Origin of the sequence: Haloplanus sp. XH21, assembly GCF_023276355.1 — an archaeon.
Classification (GTDB): domain Archaea; phylum Halobacteriota; class Halobacteria; order Halobacteriales; family Haloferacaceae; genus Haloplanus; species Haloplanus halobius.
This window is the reverse complement of the sequence record NZ_JALLPL010000001.1, coordinates 2,090,195-2,108,139: the sequence shown is the minus strand read 5'-3', so window position 1 is coordinate 2,108,139 and position 17,945 is coordinate 2,090,195. Positions and strand designations below refer to the sequence as shown.

The 17,945-nt window shown below is 61.0% G+C and carries 14 protein-coding genes and 2 pseudogenes; 7 read left to right on the top strand and 9 right to left on the bottom strand.

Features of this window, described 5'->3' with window-relative positions; all coding sequences use genetic code 11:
- Nucleotides 1-168: 168 nt before the first annotated feature.
- Nucleotides 169-804 (bottom strand): IS6 family transposase, encoded by a 636-nt coding sequence (locus tag MXB53_RS11020; RefSeq protein ID WP_248897531.1) that lies wholly within the window; start codon nucleotides 802-804, stop codon nucleotides 169-171.
- Between the two features lie 102 nt (nucleotides 805-906).
- On the opposite strand from MXB53_RS11020, the gene rdfA reads away from it, so the two are divergent.
- Nucleotides 907-1,509, top strand: coding sequence for a rod-determining factor RdfA (gene rdfA / locus MXB53_RS11015; RefSeq protein WP_248897530.1), 603 nt, complete (start codon nucleotides 907-909; stop codon nucleotides 1,507-1,509).
- Here rdfA and MXB53_RS11010 read toward each other — a convergent pair.
- Nucleotides 1,497-2,888 carry an APC family permease gene (locus tag MXB53_RS11010; RefSeq protein ID WP_248897529.1) on the bottom strand — a complete coding sequence of 464 codons (1,392 nt, stop codon included), beginning with the start codon at nucleotides 2,886-2,888 and terminating at the stop codon, nucleotides 1,497-1,499. The genes rdfA and MXB53_RS11010 overlap by 13 nt on opposite strands.
- 612 nt (nucleotides 2,889-3,500) lie before the next feature.
- On the opposite strand from MXB53_RS11010, the gene MXB53_RS11005 reads away from it, so the two are divergent.
- Nucleotides 3,501-5,048 carry an ammonium transporter gene (locus MXB53_RS11005; protein ID WP_248897528.1) on the top strand — a complete coding sequence of 516 codons (1,548 nt, stop codon included), beginning with the start codon at nucleotides 3,501-3,503 and terminating at the stop codon, nucleotides 5,046-5,048.
- 165 nt (nucleotides 5,049-5,213) lie between these two features.
- On the opposite strand, the gene MXB53_RS11000 is transcribed toward MXB53_RS11005, so the two are convergent.
- Complete coding sequence (locus tag MXB53_RS11000; protein ID WP_248897526.1) at nucleotides 5,214-5,705, bottom strand: hypothetical protein; 492 nt, start codon at nucleotides 5,703-5,705, stop codon at nucleotides 5,214-5,216.
- Between the two features lie 466 nt (nucleotides 5,706-6,171).
- Here MXB53_RS11000 and MXB53_RS10995 point away from each other — a divergent pair, with 466 nt between their 5' ends.
- Nucleotides 6,172-8,172: a primary-amine oxidase gene (locus tag MXB53_RS10995; protein ID WP_248897525.1), complete on the top strand. Its 2,001-nt coding sequence runs from the start codon at nucleotides 6,172-6,174 to the stop codon at nucleotides 8,170-8,172.
- Nucleotides 8,173-8,584: 412 nt separating this feature from the next.
- Here MXB53_RS10995 and MXB53_RS10990 read toward each other — a convergent pair.
- Together MXB53_RS10990 and MXB53_RS10985 are read right to left on the bottom strand one after the other, a co-directional pair.
- Nucleotides 8,585-9,217, bottom strand: a pseudogene (locus MXB53_RS10990) (IS6 family transposase).
- A 66-nt stretch (nucleotides 9,218-9,283) separates the two neighbouring features.
- Nucleotides 9,284-9,917 (bottom strand): annotated as a pseudogene (locus MXB53_RS10985) (IS6 family transposase).
- A 101-nt stretch (nucleotides 9,918-10,018) separates the two neighbouring features.
- Here MXB53_RS10985 and MXB53_RS10980 point away from each other — a divergent pair.
- Nucleotides 10,019-11,173, top strand: a complete 1,155-nt coding sequence (locus tag MXB53_RS10980; protein ID WP_248897523.1) for an SPFH domain-containing protein — start codon at nucleotides 10,019-10,021, stop codon at nucleotides 11,171-11,173.
- Between the two features lie 19 nt (nucleotides 11,174-11,192).
- Here MXB53_RS10980 and MXB53_RS10975 read toward each other — a convergent pair whose 3' ends face one another.
- The 3 genes from MXB53_RS10975 to MXB53_RS10965 are packed head-to-tail and all read right to left on the bottom strand — an operon-like array spanning nucleotide 11,193 to nucleotide 14,213.
- Nucleotides 11,193-12,050, bottom strand: a complete 858-nt coding sequence (locus tag MXB53_RS10975; protein WP_248897522.1) for a hypothetical protein — start codon at nucleotides 12,048-12,050, stop codon at nucleotides 11,193-11,195.
- Nucleotides 12,047-13,477 (bottom strand): hypothetical protein, encoded by a 1,431-nt coding sequence (locus MXB53_RS10970; RefSeq protein ID WP_248897520.1) that lies wholly within the window; start codon nucleotides 13,475-13,477, stop codon nucleotides 12,047-12,049. The genes MXB53_RS10975 and MXB53_RS10970 overlap by 4 nt, the downstream gene beginning before the upstream one ends.
- Nucleotides 13,470-14,213: an ABC transporter ATP-binding protein gene (locus MXB53_RS10965; RefSeq protein WP_248897518.1), complete on the bottom strand. Its 744-nt coding sequence runs from the start codon at nucleotides 14,211-14,213 to the stop codon at nucleotides 13,470-13,472. The genes MXB53_RS10970 and MXB53_RS10965 overlap by 8 nt, the downstream gene beginning before the upstream one ends.
- A 145-nt stretch (nucleotides 14,214-14,358) precedes the next feature.
- On the opposite strand from MXB53_RS10965, the gene MXB53_RS10960 reads away from it, so the two are divergent.
- Together MXB53_RS10960 and MXB53_RS10955 are read left to right on the top strand one after the other, a co-directional pair.
- Entirely contained in the window at nucleotides 14,359-15,387 is a 1,029-nt protein-coding gene (locus MXB53_RS10960; RefSeq protein ID WP_248897517.1) for an LLM class flavin-dependent oxidoreductase, read from the top strand.
- Nucleotides 15,388-15,472: 85 nt separating this feature from the next.
- Nucleotides 15,473-16,099, top strand: coding sequence for a winged helix-turn-helix transcriptional regulator (locus MXB53_RS10955; protein WP_248897515.1), 627 nt, complete (start codon nucleotides 15,473-15,475; stop codon nucleotides 16,097-16,099).
- A 10-nt stretch (nucleotides 16,100-16,109) separates the two neighbouring features.
- On the opposite strand, the gene MXB53_RS10950 is transcribed toward MXB53_RS10955, so the two are convergent.
- A complete protein-coding gene (locus tag MXB53_RS10950; protein ID WP_248897513.1) occupies nucleotides 16,110-16,346 on the bottom strand; it encodes a DUF7123 family protein in 237 nt (78 codons plus the stop codon).
- A gap of 246 nt (nucleotides 16,347-16,592) precedes the next feature.
- Between MXB53_RS10950 and MXB53_RS10945 the strand changes: the two genes are divergently transcribed.
- The gene (locus tag MXB53_RS10945; protein WP_248897511.1) at nucleotides 16,593-17,945 is read left to right on the top strand and encodes an alkaline phosphatase family protein; all 1,353 of its coding nucleotides are present in this window, start codon (nucleotides 16,593-16,595) and stop codon (nucleotides 17,943-17,945) included.

The window sequence follows — 17,945 nt, the reverse complement described above, 5'->3', positions numbered from 1 at the left end:
ATAATATTTTGGACGAAAAGTAGACTCAGTTCTCCGCTTATATATTTATATGTTGTATATGATATAACTAATTTGTATCTCTACTTCTGATATTTAATTGAGCCATCCTGTTCCCAATCGCATGTGAGACCGGGTTGCTCCACGTTGACCCTCCCACGGTGGGAGTGTTCAGATTAGCTGATTCCATGCGAAGGCAAACGCTTGCAACCAATTTTCGGCGATACTCGGTTCGACGTGACTAAACGTATTTGAAAACTGGTGTGTTCGTCGTTTTAGTTCTCTAAATACACGTTCGACGGCATTCCGATTCCCATGTGTGACATGCTGGAATCGGAGCCCGAGGCGATGGCAGGCCGCCTGCAACCAGGGTGCGCCGTCGACGAGAAAGGTCGCGTCGTCAACGAGATGTTTCTCGCGGAGTTCGGAGAGAAATATCTCGGTCAACGCCTGTGTTCTCGTCGAAAATAGCCGTACATGGAGCAGGCGATTGGTGTCGGGATCGACCGCGGCGGACAGCCAATATCGCTCGTCATTGAGTTGGATCACGGTTTCATCGACCGCAACGTGATCCGGATTGGCACCATCTGTGGGCTGTAAATCGGCCTTCTGCACCCAATTGTGAACAGTGGATCGACAGCGCTTGACACCCAAACTATCAAGAATTGAGACGGTATTCGAAAGTGATAGACCAGCCAAATGGAGTCGAATACCAAGCTTCATCGCCGGCTCGGGTGTCGCCTCTCGTTCCACAAATCCTAACTCAAAGCTGTCGCTATCACCGATGAGGCGGTCGATTTCGAGCATTGACCACTCAAAAATCGCACCGCCTCATCCTTCATCCTTATCTGAACACCGCCCCTCCCACGAACCGTATATTTATTCGTTTGACCGACGAACGGACGGTATATGTCCCCAGACGCCCGTGATTACAAGGTCGGGAGAGTTCTGGACCGATACTCTCTCGACGTCGCTCCGGAGGATTTGGTCGAACGATGGACCGGGGCGGGCAGGGAACGGACTAGTCTCCGCGAACTGGCCGACGAGATGAACAAGCGTGTGCTCAGATCGGCTCTGCTTGAGGCCGATCTCACCACCCACGACCAAGAGATAGAGGACACGTATCGGATACTAACCGACGACGACGTGAGCAACGGGATCAGGCTCCAAGAACGCCGAAAGTTGGAGCGCAATGGTGTGGATATCGATCAAGTCGAGACGGATCTCATAACATACCAAGCGATATACAATTTCCTCACGGAGTGCTATGGCGCGACGTACGAGGGGCCGTCCGACGAGGAACGAATCTCTTCGGATATCGAACGAATCGAACGCTTGATGTCCCGGCTACAGGCGGTCACAGAGAGTGATTTGGACCGACTCGAAACGACCGACCGCATCACCGTCGGTGAGTATCGGGTGTTCGTGGATGTCCAAGTGTACTGCCGGGACTGCGACTCTCAGCACTCGATCAATGAGTTACTGACGAGCGGTGGATGTCAGTGTTCGTGATGTACCCCCGAGTTAGCCGACTGCGGGTGGATACTCCGCCAGTTGAGTAGCGCCTTCGCGATGGCGAAGCCAAGAGCGAATATCGCCCCTGCGATCACGATGAGGTAGTAATCTCCTGCATAGGCTTGCCACAGCACCAGCACGATGAGACAGAGTCCGATGACGTAGAAGACCGGATGTCGCTGGAACGAACGTTCGGCGTGTGGATGAGTGATCCGGAGCTTGAGGACGAGTACGAAGACCCACGCGTACGTGAGCAACCAGACGATGGTTGCGATTCGGATCAACAACACCACGTCGGTCGAAATCAGGGGCGGCACCAGAAACACCGCTCCGGTAGCGAGGGTTGCGGGCCAGGGAGAGACGAACCGAGGATGGATCCACGCGAACGGTTTCGGCCAGGCACCCTCCCGTGCCATCGAATACAGGATTCGAGGAATCGCGGCGTAGGCGATCAGTAGGCTTCCGATAGTTGCCGCGAAGGACGCAAGCCCCGCGAGGAGGCGACCCGTCGGGCCGAACAGGGCTGCAGCGATCTCGATCTGTGGTGCGTTTCCGAGGTACATCTCGCTGTGCACTGCCGGACTGTAGGTCATGATGATACCGCTTCCCATGGTCAGTGCCATCACCAGAATCGTACAGCCGCCGATGATCATACCGCGTGGGATGTTATTTTTCGCGTCCTTGACCTCGTTTACCAGCGGTGTTGCGAACTCTAACCCGATAAACGCCCAGATACCGAGCGGTAACGCTGCAACCATCCCTTCAAGTCGATACTCCGACGGCTGTAGTAGTACCGCCGGATCGCCCACTTGATTCAGCAGATTGAATCCGCTGAACGCTGCGACACCCATCGCCATGCGGATGCTGACCATACAGACGACCAGCAGGGTCGCCGTCGTGATGGTGAGTCGGATCCCCAGCATATTGATACCCATCGCCAACAGGTTGAGCGCGATGATCCACAGAGTGACTGACCCGAGGCCCGTTGTTTGTACCATCGCGTGTGCACCCGCGGCTGTTTCGGACCCCCACACGAGTCCGAAGATGAGCCAGTACGTCGTCCCCATCCCCGTTGCCAGGAGGAACGCTTTCTGTTTTCCGGAGTCGGCGTAGCCACGGCGAGTGAAATCGAATATCTGTCCAGTCTCCGGAAAGATGGTCAGGAGCTCCGAGTACGAAAAAACGACGAGGATGTTGAGTACGAATCCGAACAGCAGCGTCACCAGATATCCGGGGCCTGCAATCCCGTACCCGTTGAAATCGCCGGAGAACGTACTCGAAGCGACGACGAGACCGATCGAAGCCGTCGCCGCACCCCACCAACCGATCCGTCCGACGAGTTTTCCGTCGGTTTCCTCCCTGTTCTTCCGTGCCATTATCTGGATATAACTCCCATACTACCGCACAAATATATTTGTTGGGGTGGCCTGATTTTTTAGTATTTGGAAAAAAACTGGAAGATATTCGGGTGATATTTAGTACCCCTACTAGCCGACCGATGACAGGGGTTCGTATCGTCTCCGCCATCCCTCGACTGATGCATGGCAACAATCGACAAATCAAGGGATAACGGCTGTACGGTTGTTATCTAAATCCCTCAATCCGGATAGAATAACAGATGTACCTTCGTTATTATATCGAGCCGAATTTCATATAAATTTACAAGTGAATCGCGGGGCCATCGTTATTTTCTCTCCGAGGAGATGTGATAGAATAATGGATGTATGTATGTTATTCTCGGCGACTATCGTGGGGTCATGGCGCTACTGGATGTTGTGTTCTAGCACGAGTTATGGGCGTGTTCGCTCATCCGGTGGTGATGAACGGCGGCAGATCTGCCCCTCGAACTCTCCGTCTTCGAGGATCCGATTTGGCTACCGGTCGAGCGATCAGAATCGGTTTCCATCGAGATGCTGTTCAGAGACAGGCTCTGAAACGGGCGATATCGGTCGTTGGAGGAATTGTTGAGTCGAGTGTTGCCTCGTACCATGGCATTTTTCCCCAAGGTTTTAGTGACCGTGGAATTCCATGAGAGTTGGCGTCCAAGTGGACTGCCTAGGAGAGATAGAGTCAGAGGGACGGTGTACCGGCGCAGAGAGGCGCTCATGACAGAGCGGAAAAAACAACAAATCGAAATAACACGCACGCTCATGGATTCGCTAACGATCCCACTGCAAGCAGAACTCGGGAGTACAGAACTCGCTATCAACCTCATCTGGGTGATGATGTGCACTTTCCTGGTGTTCATCATGCACGCAGGGTTCGCGATGTTGGAATCGGGGCAGGTCCGATCCAAGAACGTCGTGAACCAGCTCACCAAGAACATCGTGACGTGGGCGGGCGGCTTCACGTTGTATTTCCTGATTGGCCACGCAATTATCCCCGTGACTGCCGCTATCGCAACGTCTGAACCAATGCCGACACTCGCCGAGGCGTTCTACTACTGGAACGGAGCTGGTGTCGGATTCTCCGGAACAGGTGCTTCTGGCGGCCTAACCTCAACGATGTCCGATTGGATATATATCGTGTTCAACGGGGCCTTCGCGGCGACCACCGCTTCGATTGTGAGCGGGACCGTCGCCGGCCGGATGAACATCCACGGATATGCGATCCTCGGGACGATCCTCGCTGGAGTCGTCTTCCCAATCACCTTTGGCCTTCACTTCGCCGGCGGCTTCGTCTCGACACTTCCGGCTGGAGGACTCAACGACTTCGCTGGCGGTATCGTCGTTCACATGACGGGTGGTGTCGCTGCACTGACCGCCGCCTACCTCGTCGGCCCACGTATCGAAAAGTACCGGGATGATGGAACGGCACGGAAACTGCCTGGCCATTCACCAGCGTTCACCGTGTTCGGCACACTCATCCTGGCCTTCGGCTGGTTCGGCTTCAACAATGGCATGGCATCTTTCGTATTCGACTTCGGCACGACCGGTCAGACGTTCGCTACGCAGTGGCAAGACATCCCACGGGTCATGACGAACACGATTCTCGTGATGGGTGCAGGGGCGATCGGCGCAACTATAGCCAGCGTCTATCGCGATGGAGAGATCAAGTTACTCGAATCGACCAACGGATGGCTTGCTGGTCTGGTGGCCGTCTGCCCAATCGCGTTAGGTGCGACGTGGTTCGGCACGCTTGGTGTCGGCCTCCTTGCCGGCTTCCAGCTTCCGTTCGTCTCGTCATACCTTGAGAATAAAGGTATCGACGACGTGGTGGACGCAATCCCGGTCCACGGAACTGCTGCGTTCCTAGGAGGGGCTGCGTATCCCTTCGTGACGACAACTAGTGAGTTCCTATCACCGTGGTCCCTGTTCAGCCAGATCGTCGGTATGTCTATCATCGGTATCGTCACGGCGCTGATTACCGCGGCCACAATCTTCGCCATCAGGGGTGTGGGCCTCGAGCGCGCCTCTCGTGAAGGCGAACTCGGCGGCCTTGACGAACACGAGCACTCGATGGTGGCGTACCCGCAGTTCGCTCCTCTCGACGACAGCACGACCACGGCCGAGGGGTCGACCGTCGACGACGACTAATCTCTGCTGCTCGCTGTCCCCGTCTTTCCCTTTGCTCTCGGCTCTGGCACTGGTGTGTGTTCGAATGTACCGAACGCAGGTGAGTGTTCGTTCCGTCCCCGGACGCGTTGCCGCCGGCGCGCCGAGTGACCTCGCTCTGTCCGTCGACCTACCGCCAACCAAACGCTACGACTCGGACGTCGCCGAATGTTCGACGATGCCGCGAGCACCGGCGATGAACAACGCTCCGCCAGCCACGGACACGACGACAGCACGGATGGTGTCAGGCAGGCTCCCCGTCAGTACGCCGAGCGCTCCGGTCACGATGAGGATGCTCTGGATGCCCACAACGCGTGCGAGCGCCATTCGTGGGGATGCGTCGAACTCTCCGGCGTAGACCACCGCGATTTCGAACGCCGCGTGTGCCGTGAGTGCTATCGCTCCGATGACGCCGACAGCAGTTCCCGAGAGATATGCAGCAGCTAGGGCGAACCCCTCGGCTGCCCGATGAACGCCCACGCCACCGGTCGCGACGGTGAGGATCGGGTTTGCGCCTCGACGGTGAGTCATCACCATCGCGGTTCCGGCGAGGGTACTCCCGACGAGCGTCCCCACCATTCCCGATGTCGACAGGTCGACGAGTGAAGGGACGACGAGCGTCAGTCCGAGCAGCAACACCAGCGCGTGGACTCCCTGTTGCAGCCGGTTGGACCACTGTGATAGAAGTTGCCGCCCGAGTCGAGCTAACGCGACGCCCCCGGCCAACCCCCCGACTGCCGAGGCGACGAGGAGCGGCCAGAACGGAACACCAGTTTCCGCGCCGCCACTGGTGTGGGCGGCAACGGGCACTGTGTACGCGGAGACAGCCGTACAGACACTCAGTAGTGTGTGTCGGCACACACGGTGTCCGGGTCGGTGGTCGTCGGTCACACGAGCCGGCAGTTTATCGAATTGGAATATATATGTTTGGGTCACTCTCCCACGGTGGATTGCCGAATGCACCCCGACCATCTGTCTGTGGTCGGGAAGCGGGTCAGCGCTTCAACCGGAGACGAGATGCCGGTCTACAGCGATGATATATAACCCTCTCCAGAATCCCTCCCCCAAACTTTAAGTGGAGTGGTGTAATTTGCCAAGGCGAGGCATGGCACAAGCTAACGCTCCGGAGGTCGAGCATCCGCTTGACCCCCTGACGGCCAGAGAAATCGAACTGACAACAGACATCCTGCAAGACAAGGACGAAATCGACGGCGATTTCGGCTTCTTCAGCTACCAGCCCGTCGAACCGTCCAAGGAAGAATTGGCGGACCGAGACGACGGCAGTGTGGTAGAACGCGAAGTGAAGGCAGTCCTGCGGAACTTCGAGGAGCGGGAGACGTACGAAGCGGTCATCTCGTTGGTCGACGAAGCGGTCACCACCTGGAATCATCTGCCGGGTGCGATCCCGCATATTCCCGGTAAAGACGTCCGGGAAGCCGAAGAGGCAATCATCGAAGACGAAGCGTTCCGCGACGCGGCCCGCAAGCGGGGCGTCGAAAACTTCGAGTACGTAATCGTCGACCCATGGCCGGTCAACGCCAGTGAGTTCGTCCCCGACGGGTTGGAGGGGAAACGACTCGCGCGAGGACTGGCCTGGGTTGGCCGTGACGAGAAGGACAACGCGTATTCCCGGCCACTCGAAGGGATTCACGCCTTTATCGACCTCGACACCATGGAGGTTCTCGAGGTCGTCGACAACGGCGTCGTCGACGAGGAGAGTCCGCTTCCGCCCGAGCGTGCCGACTTCAGGGCGGATCAGCTCGATACCCGAGACGACTTGGAACACCTCGACGTCGTCCAGCCCGATGGTGTGAGTTGGGAGGTCGACGGTCGGGAAGTCGAGTGGCAGAACTGGTCGTTCCGCGTCGGATGGACCGACCGCGAGGGACTCGTTCTGCACGACGTTTCGTACGACGACGGCGAGGAGGACCGCAAAATTCTCCACCGCGCCGCAGCGTCGGCGATGTCCGTCCCGTACGGCGATGTCGACCCCAACCATAACTGGAAGAACGCACTCGACATCGGCGAGTTCAACATCGGTCGGATGGTGAACTCACTCTCCGAAGGCTGTGACTGCCTCGGCGTCATGCACTACTTCGACGCCGTCACCAACGACCGCGACGGCAACGTGTTGGAGATTCCCAACGCAATCTGCATGCACGAAGAGGACGACGGACTGCTGTGGAAACACACCGAAGTCCGGAAAGAGAACACGGAAGTCCGCCGTCGCCGTCGGCTGGTCGTCTCTCAGATCGCGACCGTCTACAACTACGACTATGCGTTCTACTACTACTTCTACGAAGACGGCCGAATCGAGGCCGAGATGCGGCTGACGGGTATCGACTCGAACGGCGTCGTCCCACAGGGCACGTCAGCCGAAGACACGGATGGCTTCTACGAAGTAACTGCCCCGCAGATCAAAACGTCGCTGCACCAGCACCACTTCAACTTCCGTCTCGACTTCGACATCGACGGCGAGGAGAACTCCGTCTACGAGGTCCACAACGAGCCGGTCGACGAAACAGCCTGGACTCACGAGGACTCCAACAACCCCGCCGGTCAAGGGTGGTATATGGAGGAAACACAGCTCGAAACCGAGCAGGAGGCTCGGATGGACATCGACCCGATCAACGGCCGGTACTGGCGGATCACCAACCCCAACGAGACGAACTCGTACGGCTATAACACGGGGTACAAGCTCCACCCTGGCGAGAACGTCGCGTCACCGATGCAGCCCGGATCCCCGACCATGCAACGCGCCGGATTCATCGACAATAACTTCTGGGTGACGCAGTTCGATGAGGACGAAATGTACGCAGACGGCGAGTATCCGACCCAGAACGACAGTCCTGACGGACTCCGTGAGTGGACCATGGAGGATCGAGACATCGCTGAGGAGGACCTCGTCGTGTGGTACACGCTGGGCGTCAATCACCGCACTCGACCGGAAGACTGGCCGGTTCTTCCCGTCGAAATCGGCAGCTTCGAACTCGCTCCCGAAGGGTTCTTCGACGAGAATCCGGCAATCGACGTCGCGCCGGAACCGGCTGCCTGCGACTCCGCTGCCTGCGACTCCGACTCCGAACCCGCGAGTGGCGATGACTAACCCGTTCGCCTGATCACCACGCTCCGACCCGACATGCCCGGTGCATCCGTCGAGTGCGTTCCGTCTCCCCTGGTGTAATCCGACGGATGCATTTCGGTCGAGGACGGTGGGGGGATAGCCACCGTTAATATTTCTAAGCCGATATTTTTCGTGAAGTATCTTATTTCAGTCATTATAACTAACCTCTGATTATTATATTACTTAATTATTAGCTTTGAATAATATCTTTTTCTCGATATAGGACCTCATATATACACTTTATAATAGAATATAAGAAAATATGAAATTCTGAAGTTGCCCGGTTTATTTTTAGAACATTCTCATTATGTGTTTTTATTTTACTCATGTGCGAGTCAAGAGTTACTGGTCCTTCGACAGCGCACTCACACTCGCAGACGGTGTCTGGTAGTGTTCAGATTAGCTGATTCCATGCGAAGGCGAACGCTCGAAGCCAATTTTCGACGGTGTCTGCTTCGGCGTGGCTAAAACAGTTTGAGAATTGGTTTGTTCGACGTTTTAGTTCTCAGAAGACACGTTCAACGCTGTTCCGATTATGTTTTTCGTATCTGTAATCGAGGCCGTGTCGATGGAGTGCCGCTTGCAGCCACGGTGCAGAATCGGCGAGAAAGAGCGCATCATCGATGAGATGTTTCTCGCGAAGTTCAGCAAGAAACATCTCGGTTATTGCTTGGTTTCTCGTCGGAGAGAGCTTCACGTGCAGCAAGCGGTTCGCTTTGGGATCGACTGCGGCGTACAGCCAGAACCGTTCGTCATTGATCTGGATCACAGTTTCGTCAACCGCAACGTGATCCGGATCGGCATCATCTGCGGGCTGTAAATCGGCCTTCTGCACCCAGTTGTGCACGGTAGAGCAACAGCGCTGGACACCCAAACTATCAAGAATTGAGATGGTATTCGAAAGTGATAGACCAGCCAAATGGAGTCGAATACCAAGCTTCATCGCTGACTCGGGTGTCGCCTCTCGCTCCACAAATTCTAACTCGAAGCGGTCGCTATCACCGTTGAGGCGGTCGGTTTCGAGCATAGACACTCAAAAATCGCACCGCCTCATCCTTCATCCTTATCTGAACCCCGCCGTGTCTCCTCGTGTTTAGTTTGGAGCATTGTGCCAGCGAGCGAACTCTGCAACCAGTTTTCAGCTGTTTCTGGTTCGACGTGGCTGAAACAGTTTGAAAACAAAGAGGTTCGTCGTTTTACCTCTCTAAATATACGTTCGATAGCATTCCGATTTCCGTGGCGTTCTGTCCGAAATCGGAGCCCTGCTCGGTGGAGTGCGGCTTGGAGATGTTTGGCGTCATCGACGAGAAACATGGCGGATTCGACATCGTGTTTCTCCCGCAGTTCGTTGAGAAACAATTCAGTGAGAGCGGTTGTAGTGGTCGAAAACAGACGTAGATGGAGTAATTCGTTCGTCTGTGGATTCGCGGCGGCGTACAGCCAGAACTGCTGGTCGTTGATTCGAATCACGGTTTCGTCAACCGCAACCTGATTCGGAGCCTTCCCGCTGACCGGCTGTAGATCGGCCTTCTGTACCCAATCGTGAACCGCTTTTCGAGAGCGTCGACACCCAAACTATCAAGAGCAGAGGTGGTATTCGAAAGTGATAGTCCGGCCAGATGCATCTGAATACCGAGCTTCACTGCCGGCTCGGGTGTCCGCTCTCGCTCCACAAAATCCAAATCGATCCAGTCGCTATTCCCGCTGAGGCGTGTGATTTCTGCCATAGACCAGCACAAAATCATCACGCCTCACTTTTCACGCTTAACTAAACACGAAGCCGTGTCTCGGGCGAACCCTTTTGCCGACCACACCCTAACGCGGTGCCATGGACCCCGTCACACTCCAGGCCGGCCTCCCGATCGGATCGCTGTTCGTCGGCGTCCTCGTCCTGATTCTGGCCATCGTCACCGTCTACCAGATGGTCGAGATCGTCGACGCCTACGAGAAGAAGGCGCTCACCGTCTTCGGCGAGTACCGACGGCTGCTCGAACCGGGCATCACGTTCGTCCCGCCCTTCGTCTCCCGAACGTACGCGTTCGACATGCGGACCCAGACCCTCGACGTGCCGCGTCAGGAGGCGATCACCCGCGACAACTCGCCGGTCACCGCCGACGCCGTCGTCTACATCAAAGTGATGGACGCGAAGAAGGCGTTCCTCGAAGTTGACAACTACAAGATGGCGGTGTCGAACCTCGCCCAGACGACGCTACGGGCCGTCCTCGGCGACATGGAACTCGACGACACGCTCAACAAGCGCCAGGAGATCAACGCCCGAATCCGGAAGGAGCTCGACGAACCCACCGACGAGTGGGGCGTCCGCGTCGAATCGGTCGAGGTCCGCGAGGTCAACCCCTCGCAGGACGTTCAGCAGGCGATGGAGCAACAGACCTCCGCGGAGCGCCGCCGGCGCGCCATGATCCTCGAAGCGCAGGGTGAACGGCGGAGCGCCGTCGAGACCGCTCAGGGGGAGAAGCAGTCGAACATCATCCGCGCGCAGGGGGAGAAACAGAGCCAGATCCTCGAAGCGCAGGGTGACGCGATCTCGACGGTGCTGCGCGCGAAATCCGCCGAATCGATGGGCGAACGCGCTGTCATCGAGCGCGGGATGGAGGCGCTCGAACACATCGGCGAGGGCGAGTCGACGACCTTCGTCCTGCCGCAGGAACTCACGTCGCTGCTCGGGCGGTACGGCAAGCAGTTGACCGGGAGCGACGTGCAGGAGGAGACGGAAGGCCTCGAATCCCTGGAGTTCGACGCGGAGACACGCGAACTCATCGGTCTCGACGACATCGAGGAGATCCTCGGTCAGATCGACGAGGCCGCGGAGATGGACGTCGAGGAGCTCGAACAGGAGGCCGAAGCGATCAAGACCGGCGGGACGGCCGACATCAAAAGTCCCGACGAAGTGATCGACGACGCCGACGAGAAGGAGTTCGTCGGCGGCGACACCGAACCCGAGACCGAGTCCGAATCCGAGTAATCGCCGCGATCCTCGCTTTTCACGACGTGTACCCATACCAGACGACCAGCCCGCCGAACAGGCCGAACATCACTCCGGCGTAGAGCGCGATCAGCCGACCGTCGCCCGGCGGGAGCACGATCCACAGGACCGGACCGATCGCGAGTAGCCCGAGCCCGAACGCGAGGACGATCAGTCGTTCCAGTGGGCGGAGCGGTTCTCTCTCGTCGGCTGCCGAGGACGCCGGTCGGTCCACCAGGTCCGCGACCATCGACGCCCGATCCGCCGGAACGACGACGAGTCGCGGGGCAGTCGGCGCGCCGCGGCGATACGAGAGCCAGCAGACGGCGAACGGTCCGACGGTGATCGTTCGGTGTCCGCGAACCGCGCCGAGGGGGATCTCCGTGCCGTCGACGACGAGCGTCCCGGTCTCCGGGTCGGCGTGCCCGGCCGTGGGGAAATGCGCCGCGACGACGGTCGGCACCCAGCTCGCGACGAACAGCGCTATGGGGGCGCCCGGATGCAGTCGGGCGCTTCCCAGGAGAACGGCCGCACTCAGTACGCTTCCGACCGCGAGCCAGCGGGGCGCGTATCGCTCCCGGAGCGTTTCACCGACCGCCGTCGCGAGGAGTGCCGGGACGTATCGCTGGATCAGGAGCCCGAGTATCGCGACCATGGCGACGCCGAGCGCCCGGGCGGTGTGTCCGGTCCAGAGCGCATCGGCGACGAGCCACCCCACCAGGGCGAGGGCGAGTACCGCCACACCACCCAGCAGACACGGGAAGGCGTACGCGAGCCGCCGGAGGAGCGCCGACTCATCGATGTCGAGACGCCAGCTATCCGCCGGGCTCGCGTGGGCCGTCTCGCGCCCGTCGCCCTCGTCAGGTCGCGGACTCATCGCTCCCGATACCGCGTCTCCCATCTCGGTATCGCCCGCCGATACAGCGCGACGCCGACGCCGCTGAGACCCATTCCCGCGACGGCGAGCGCGACGAGTAGCGGCGTGGCGACGGGGGCGAGCGCGAACCCCACGACCAGAATCGGGACCAGCGGGACGATCATCGCGACGCCGAAGGCCGCGAACAGCGCCGTATCGAAGAGGAACTCGTTCGGCGAGAGGCCGGTGAGATACACGGTGGTTCCGAAGATGTAGCAGGCCACGCCGACGAGGAGGATGCCCCCCACGAGCGCTTCTAGCGGGCGCGTCCCGTGCCAGCCGAGCGCGAGCGCGTAGAACCCGATTCCGACGGCGGGGCCCAACAGGAGGAACGCGCGGAACTTCGCGGTCAGAATCTCCTCGACGGACAGCGGGTGGACGAGATACGCGTCGACATCGTCGGACTGGGTGAGCCAGTTGTAGGTGGTAAAGCCGGAGAGGCCGAGGATCGTCCCGAACGACACGCCGACGGACGGCGCGACGCCCGTGATCCGGCCGGCGAGGTTGAGCAGCCCCGCCGTGACGCCGAGGAGGACGCCGGCCGAAAAGAGGACCTTCCCGAACCCGCCCGCGCTCCGGTGAACGTCGAGGAGCGTCTTCGTCGCCACTGGATCGCCGATCCGACGCCACCACCGCCGGAAGGCGGGGGCAACGGTGCGTGCTGGACGGCGCGCCGTCGGATCGAACGAGACGACGGCGAGCGCGAGTACCGCGAGGACGACGGTCGTCGCGGCGCCGATTCGCGGCAGGGTCGGCTCGAGAAACGCACCGTACGGCGTGTCGGCCACGATGTCGACTTCCGCTGCCCACAGCGCGCCGGCCGGGACGAGAATCGCGACGAGGAGGGCGACCCCCGGAACACCCCGTCTGACGATGCCGAGACCAGTGATCGTTGCGCCCATGCCGAGAACGAACGTCAGCGTCAGGGTCATCCAGAGCAGGAATGGGGTTTCGAATCCAGCGCTTCCGGTCACGCCGGCGACGGCCGCCGTCGCGCCGAGGCTGATCGGCACCAGAAAGAGCGCCGCGTAGTAGACGACGTCCTTGGCGACGAAGACGCCGAACAACTGTCGGTGAGACAGGGGCAGTGTCCGAGCAGCCCCGATCAGCAGCGTCACGTCGCCGAGGAGGCGCTGGAGGGCATCCCGTCCGACGAGGCCGAGCGTCCCCGTATGGATCCCGAAGACGAGCGCGAGGGCGTGGAGGCCGGCGAACACGGTCGTCGGGGCGGTACCGGTCGTGACGAGCGCCCACGTCGCTCCGGCGGCAATCAACGCGACCACGACGGGGAACGACGCGAAGTGGCTTCCCTGGAAGAGGCGGCCGTAGAGGCGCCACTCTTCGCGGACCATCTCGACGAAGACGCGGCGGGTTCGGCCGTCAGCCATGCAGCGCTCCGTCCCCCTCGACGGTCGCATCCACCCGATCCAGAAACACGTCGAGCAGAGTGTCGTTTTCCGGAAGGTCTCCGGGCCGAACGTCCGCAACGAGGTCGCCGCCGTACATGATACCGACGCGCGAACACAGTTCGGCCGCGACGTCCACGTCGTGGGTGGTGATGATCACCGTGTTGCCGGCGTCCCGATACGCTCGCAGGAACTGCTTGACTCGCTCCTGGACGATGGGGTCGAGATTGGCCAGGGGTTCGTCGATACAGACGGCGTCGGGTTCGTGGAAGAACGCGCCGGCGAGCATCACCTTCTGCTGTTGCCCTCGCGACAGATCCGCCGACAGCGTGTCGAGTTGCTCCAGCAGGCCGAGTCGCTGTGCCCACGTCTCGATCCTGTCGTCCACCTGTTCGTCGGGTAACTGCCGCACCGCGCCGACGAAGTCGAAATACTCCCGCGGCGTCATGAAACTCGGCGGCGACTCCTTCTCCGGGAGGATCCCCACCTGCTCGCGGACGGCCACCGGCCGGTCGACCGGATCGATACCGAGCACCGAAACGCGACCGCTGTCCGGCGTGAGCTGCCCGGTGAGCATCTCGATGACCGTGGTCTTTCCCGCCCCGTTCGGGCCGAGTAAGCCGAATAGTTCGCCAGCCTCGACGGAGAGCGAGACGCCGTCGACGGCGGTGACCGCTCCGTAGGTCTTGCGGAGGGAGTCGAGTTGGATCGCTGGCACTGGTGACCGACTACAGGGCCACACGTATAGATGGTTGTGGCGGCGACGGCCCGGACCCGCACGATCCGGGTGGGGACCGTTCGTAGATCCAACAGGGGCGCGCCGAGAGCCGAACCGTTATGAGTCGCAGTTTCCGAGTACGCTCGTGGAACTCTCCGCTGTCGACCTTTCACCGGTCCCCGCCGACGGCACCGCGACCGACGCGTACGCGAACACGGTCGAGACCGCCCAGCAGGCCGAACGGCTCGGCTACACCCGGTTCTGGGTGGCCGAACACCACGGCCGGGCGAACACGCTCGCTGGCACGACACCCGAAGTCCTGCTCGGCCATCTCGCCGCCGAAACCGACGCGATCCGACTCGGCTCCGGCGCCGTGTTGCTCAACCACTACAGCCCGTTCAAGGTCGCCGAACAGTTCGGCGCCCTGGACGCGCTTGCCCCCGGCCGGATCGACGCCGGTCTCGGGCGGGCGAACGGCTCGCCCGCCGTCGACCGCGCGCTCGGCACGACGCGTCGCGTCCCAAACCCGGACGAGGATCACGCCGAGAAGCTCGAAGCCGTCGTCAACCACCTCTACGACGACTACCCCGACGAACACGCCTACAGCGAGTTAGAGATTCCGCGCTCGGGGGCGGCGCCCCCGGTCCCGTGGGCGCTCGGATCGAGTCCGTCGAGCGCGGCCATCGCGGGCAAACTCGGCCTGCGCTACTGCGTCGCGGCGTTCATCCGCCCGCAGTTCGCGACGCGCGCGCTCGACACCTACCGCGAGCAGTTCCAGTCGTCGCGGCTCGCGGGCGGCATCGACGAGCCACAGGGCGTGGTCGCGCTGAACGCCGTCTGTGCGCCGACCGATCAGGAGGCGGCGCGGCGTCGGGCGGTGGCCGAAGCGACGTACAAACGCATGGAACGCGGCAACTTCGGCCGCCCCGACTCCGTCGAGGCGGCCGTCGACGAACTCGGTGGGATCCCCGAGCCGACGCCCGCGACGCTCGACGCCGACGAGTGGCCGCGGGCGATCTCCGGCAGCCCCGACACGCTCGCCGATCTGCTCGCGCAGCTCGCGGATCGGGTGGGCGTCGACGAAGTGATGATCCAACACACCCACGCCGACCACGACCACGCGCTCCAGTCGCACGAACTCCTGGCCGACGCGGTCGGTCTCGACCCCCGATAATCGGGCCGAACGCGACCGTTGTCGATACCCCGATTTGGCGACAGACGATACCCTTTTGCCAACACGCGGCGACTACCCAAACGAGATGCCGAACGGGGAACGGGATCGGGGCGTGGACGCCGACAAGCGGGCGACGCTGCGTCGCTTCGCTGCTTTAGGCGCGGCCACGCCCCTCGCGGGCCTCGCCGGCGACGCACGAGCGGAGACCGAGGGGAACGACGCCCGGGACGCCATCCTCGGCTACGTGGGCGCGACGCCCGGCGCGCATTTCTCGAAACTCCGCGACGACCTGAAACTCGGCACCGGCGAGACCCAACACCACCTCCGCCGTCTCCTCGACGACGGCGCGCTGGTGTCCCGGCGCGACGGCGACTACCGGCGCTTTTTCCTCGCCGACCGCTTCTCGACGTTCGAGCAGGTGGCGCTCGGCTACCTGCGCCGCGAGACGCCGCGGGGTCTGTTGTTGACGCTGCTTCGGCACCCCGATGCGACGGGGAGCGACATCGCAAGTGCCCTCGACGTCTCCCGCGCGACGGTGAGCACGGCGGCCTCCCAACTCGCCGACGCCGGGCTCCTCGCCCGGGAGGACGGCTACACGGTCGTCCGCGCCGAAACGGTCATCACGCTGCTGGTGCGGTACGCCGACTCCTTCGACGACGAGGTGGTGGCGTTCGCCGCCGACGCGTCCGAGTTCATCCAGTACGATCCGTGACCGGGCCGTATCAGGCGTCGACTTTCCAGGTCGTCCCCGAGGAGTAACCCCACTTCTCCACGTCGATGTCGAACTCCCCCGTCCGAATCGCGGTCATGTTCGCGCCGACCTCCTTCGCCGTCAGACCGAGTTCCGCCGCGATGAGCCGCGATTTGAAATACGTCTTGGTGGCGGCGTGCTCCCGGAGGTAGGCGAGGATCCGGCGCTGTTTCTCGTTCAGGTCGCTGCTGGCGGCAGTCGTGCTCATACCTCGTTCGAGGTCCGAGTCGGTAATAGGGCGTTTGGTACGTGTGGTTAACACGCTCCCGTCCCTCGATTTCACCCGAACAGGCCTCCGTCACGCGCTCCGCACGGCGGGCACGCGGTACGGTCGCCTAACCGCTTGACGGTCGATACACGTGGCCGTGCGAGCGCCCATCGGCGGTGCGTCGTAGAAAGCGACCGTTCTATCCCGAAACGAAGGTTCTTATTAGCTTCCCGGATATGCGATGGTATGGGTCTGTTCGATCGACTGCGCGGCGAGGACCATCCGCGCGTCGCGTTCGTCGGCATCGACGGGGTGCCTTTTAGTCTACTCGATGATCACCCCGAGGAGTTCCCGAACTTCGCGGCGCTCGCCGACGAGGGGAGTGCAGGGGCCATCGACAGCATCGTTCCGCCGGAGTCGAGCGCCTGTTGGCCGTCGCTCACGACGGGCGTCAACCCCGGCGAGACCGGCGTCTACGGCTTCCAGGACCGCGAAGCGGGATCGTACGACACGTACGTTCCCATGGGACAAGATGTCCAGGCACCACGCATCTGGGACCGCCTCGACGACGCCGAGCGCGCGTCGACGGTGATGAACGTCCCCGTCACGTTCCCGCCACAGCGGAACGTTCAGCGGATGGTGTCGGGCTTTCTCTCGCCGGGTGTCGATAAGGCCGCCTACCCCGACGACCTCCGCGACTATCTCCAGTCCATCGACTACGCCATCGACGTCAACGCCAAACTGGGGCACAAGGAGGACAAAACCGAGTTCATCGAGGACGCCCACGAGACCATCGACACGCGCTTCGAGGCCTTCTCGAAGTATCTCGAACAGGACGACTGGGACCTGTTTTTCGGCGTCTTCATGACCACCGACCGGGTCAACCACTTCCTGTTCAAGGACTACGAGCGCGGCGGCCCGAACAAGGAGGCATTCATGGAGTTCTACCGGAAGGTCGACGACTACATCGGCCAGATTCGGGAGATGCTCGACGACGACGTGACACTCGTCGTCGCCAGCGACCACGGGTTCACTTCCCTCGATTACGAGGTTCACTTCAACGCGTGGCTACAGGAGGAGGGGTGGCTCTCCTTCGAAGACGAGGACCACGACGACCTCACCGACATCGCGGAGGAGTCGAAGGCCTACTCGCTCATCCCCGGCCGGTTCTACATCAACCTGGAGGGGCGCGAACCCCGCGGCTCGGTCCCCGAGGCCGAGTACGACGCGACGCGTGACGAACTCAAGGCCAAACTCGAAGCGCTGGAGGGGCCGGACGGCAACCCGGTGTGTGAGCGCGTCGTCGAGAAGGAAGACGCCTTCCGCGGCGAACACGACGGTATCGCGCCCGACCTCGTCGCCATCCCGAACCACGGCTTCGACCTCAAATCCGGATTCAAGGGCCACGAGAAGGTGTTCGATGTCGGCCCCCGCAACGGGATGCACAGTTTCGACAACGCCACGCTCTACGTCGACGATCCCGCGGCCTCGATCACCGACGCGGACCTGTTCGACATCGCACCGACGATCCTCGACCTGATGGACGTCGACTACGGCCGCACCGACTTCGACGGCGGCAGTCTGCTCACGTCGAAGTAG

What these genes read in the sequence shown, in the direction of transcription:
- rdfA (WP_248897530.1), top strand. Translation starts at nt 907, where the DNA reads ATGTCCCCAGACGCCCGTGATTACAAGGTCGGGAGAGTTCTGGACCGA.
- MXB53_RS11005 (WP_248897528.1), top strand. Translation starts at nt 3,501, where the DNA reads ATGGCATTTTTCCCCAAGGTTTTAGTGACCGTGGAATTCCATGAGAGT.
- MXB53_RS10955 (WP_248897515.1), top strand. Translation starts at nt 15,473, where the DNA reads ATGCCGAACGGGGAACGGGATCGGGGCGTGGACGCCGACAAGCGGGCG.
- MXB53_RS10995 (WP_248897525.1), top strand. Translation starts at nt 6,172, where the DNA reads ATGGCACAAGCTAACGCTCCGGAGGTCGAGCATCCGCTTGACCCCCTG.
- MXB53_RS10950 (WP_248897513.1), bottom strand. Translation starts at nt 16,346, where the DNA reads ATGAGCACGACTGCCGCCAGCAGCGACCTGAACGAGAAACAGCGCCGG.
- MXB53_RS11020 (WP_248897531.1), bottom strand. Translation starts at nt 804, where the DNA reads ATGCTCGAAATCGACCGCCTCATCGGTGATAGCGACAGCTTTGAGTTA.
- MXB53_RS10945 (WP_248897511.1), top strand. Translation starts at nt 16,593, where the DNA reads ATGGGTCTGTTCGATCGACTGCGCGGCGAGGACCATCCGCGCGTCGCG.
- MXB53_RS10980 (WP_248897523.1), top strand. Translation starts at nt 10,019, where the DNA reads ATGGACCCCGTCACACTCCAGGCCGGCCTCCCGATCGGATCGCTGTTC.
- MXB53_RS10975 (WP_248897522.1), bottom strand. Translation starts at nt 12,050, where the DNA reads ATGAGTCCGCGACCTGACGAGGGCGACGGGCGCGAGACGGCCCACGCG.
- MXB53_RS11010 (WP_248897529.1), bottom strand. Translation starts at nt 2,888, where the DNA reads ATGGCACGGAAGAACAGGGAGGAAACCGACGGAAAACTCGTCGGACGG.
- MXB53_RS10970 (WP_248897520.1), bottom strand. Translation starts at nt 13,477, where the DNA reads ATGGCTGACGGCCGAACCCGCCGCGTCTTCGTCGAGATGGTCCGCGAA.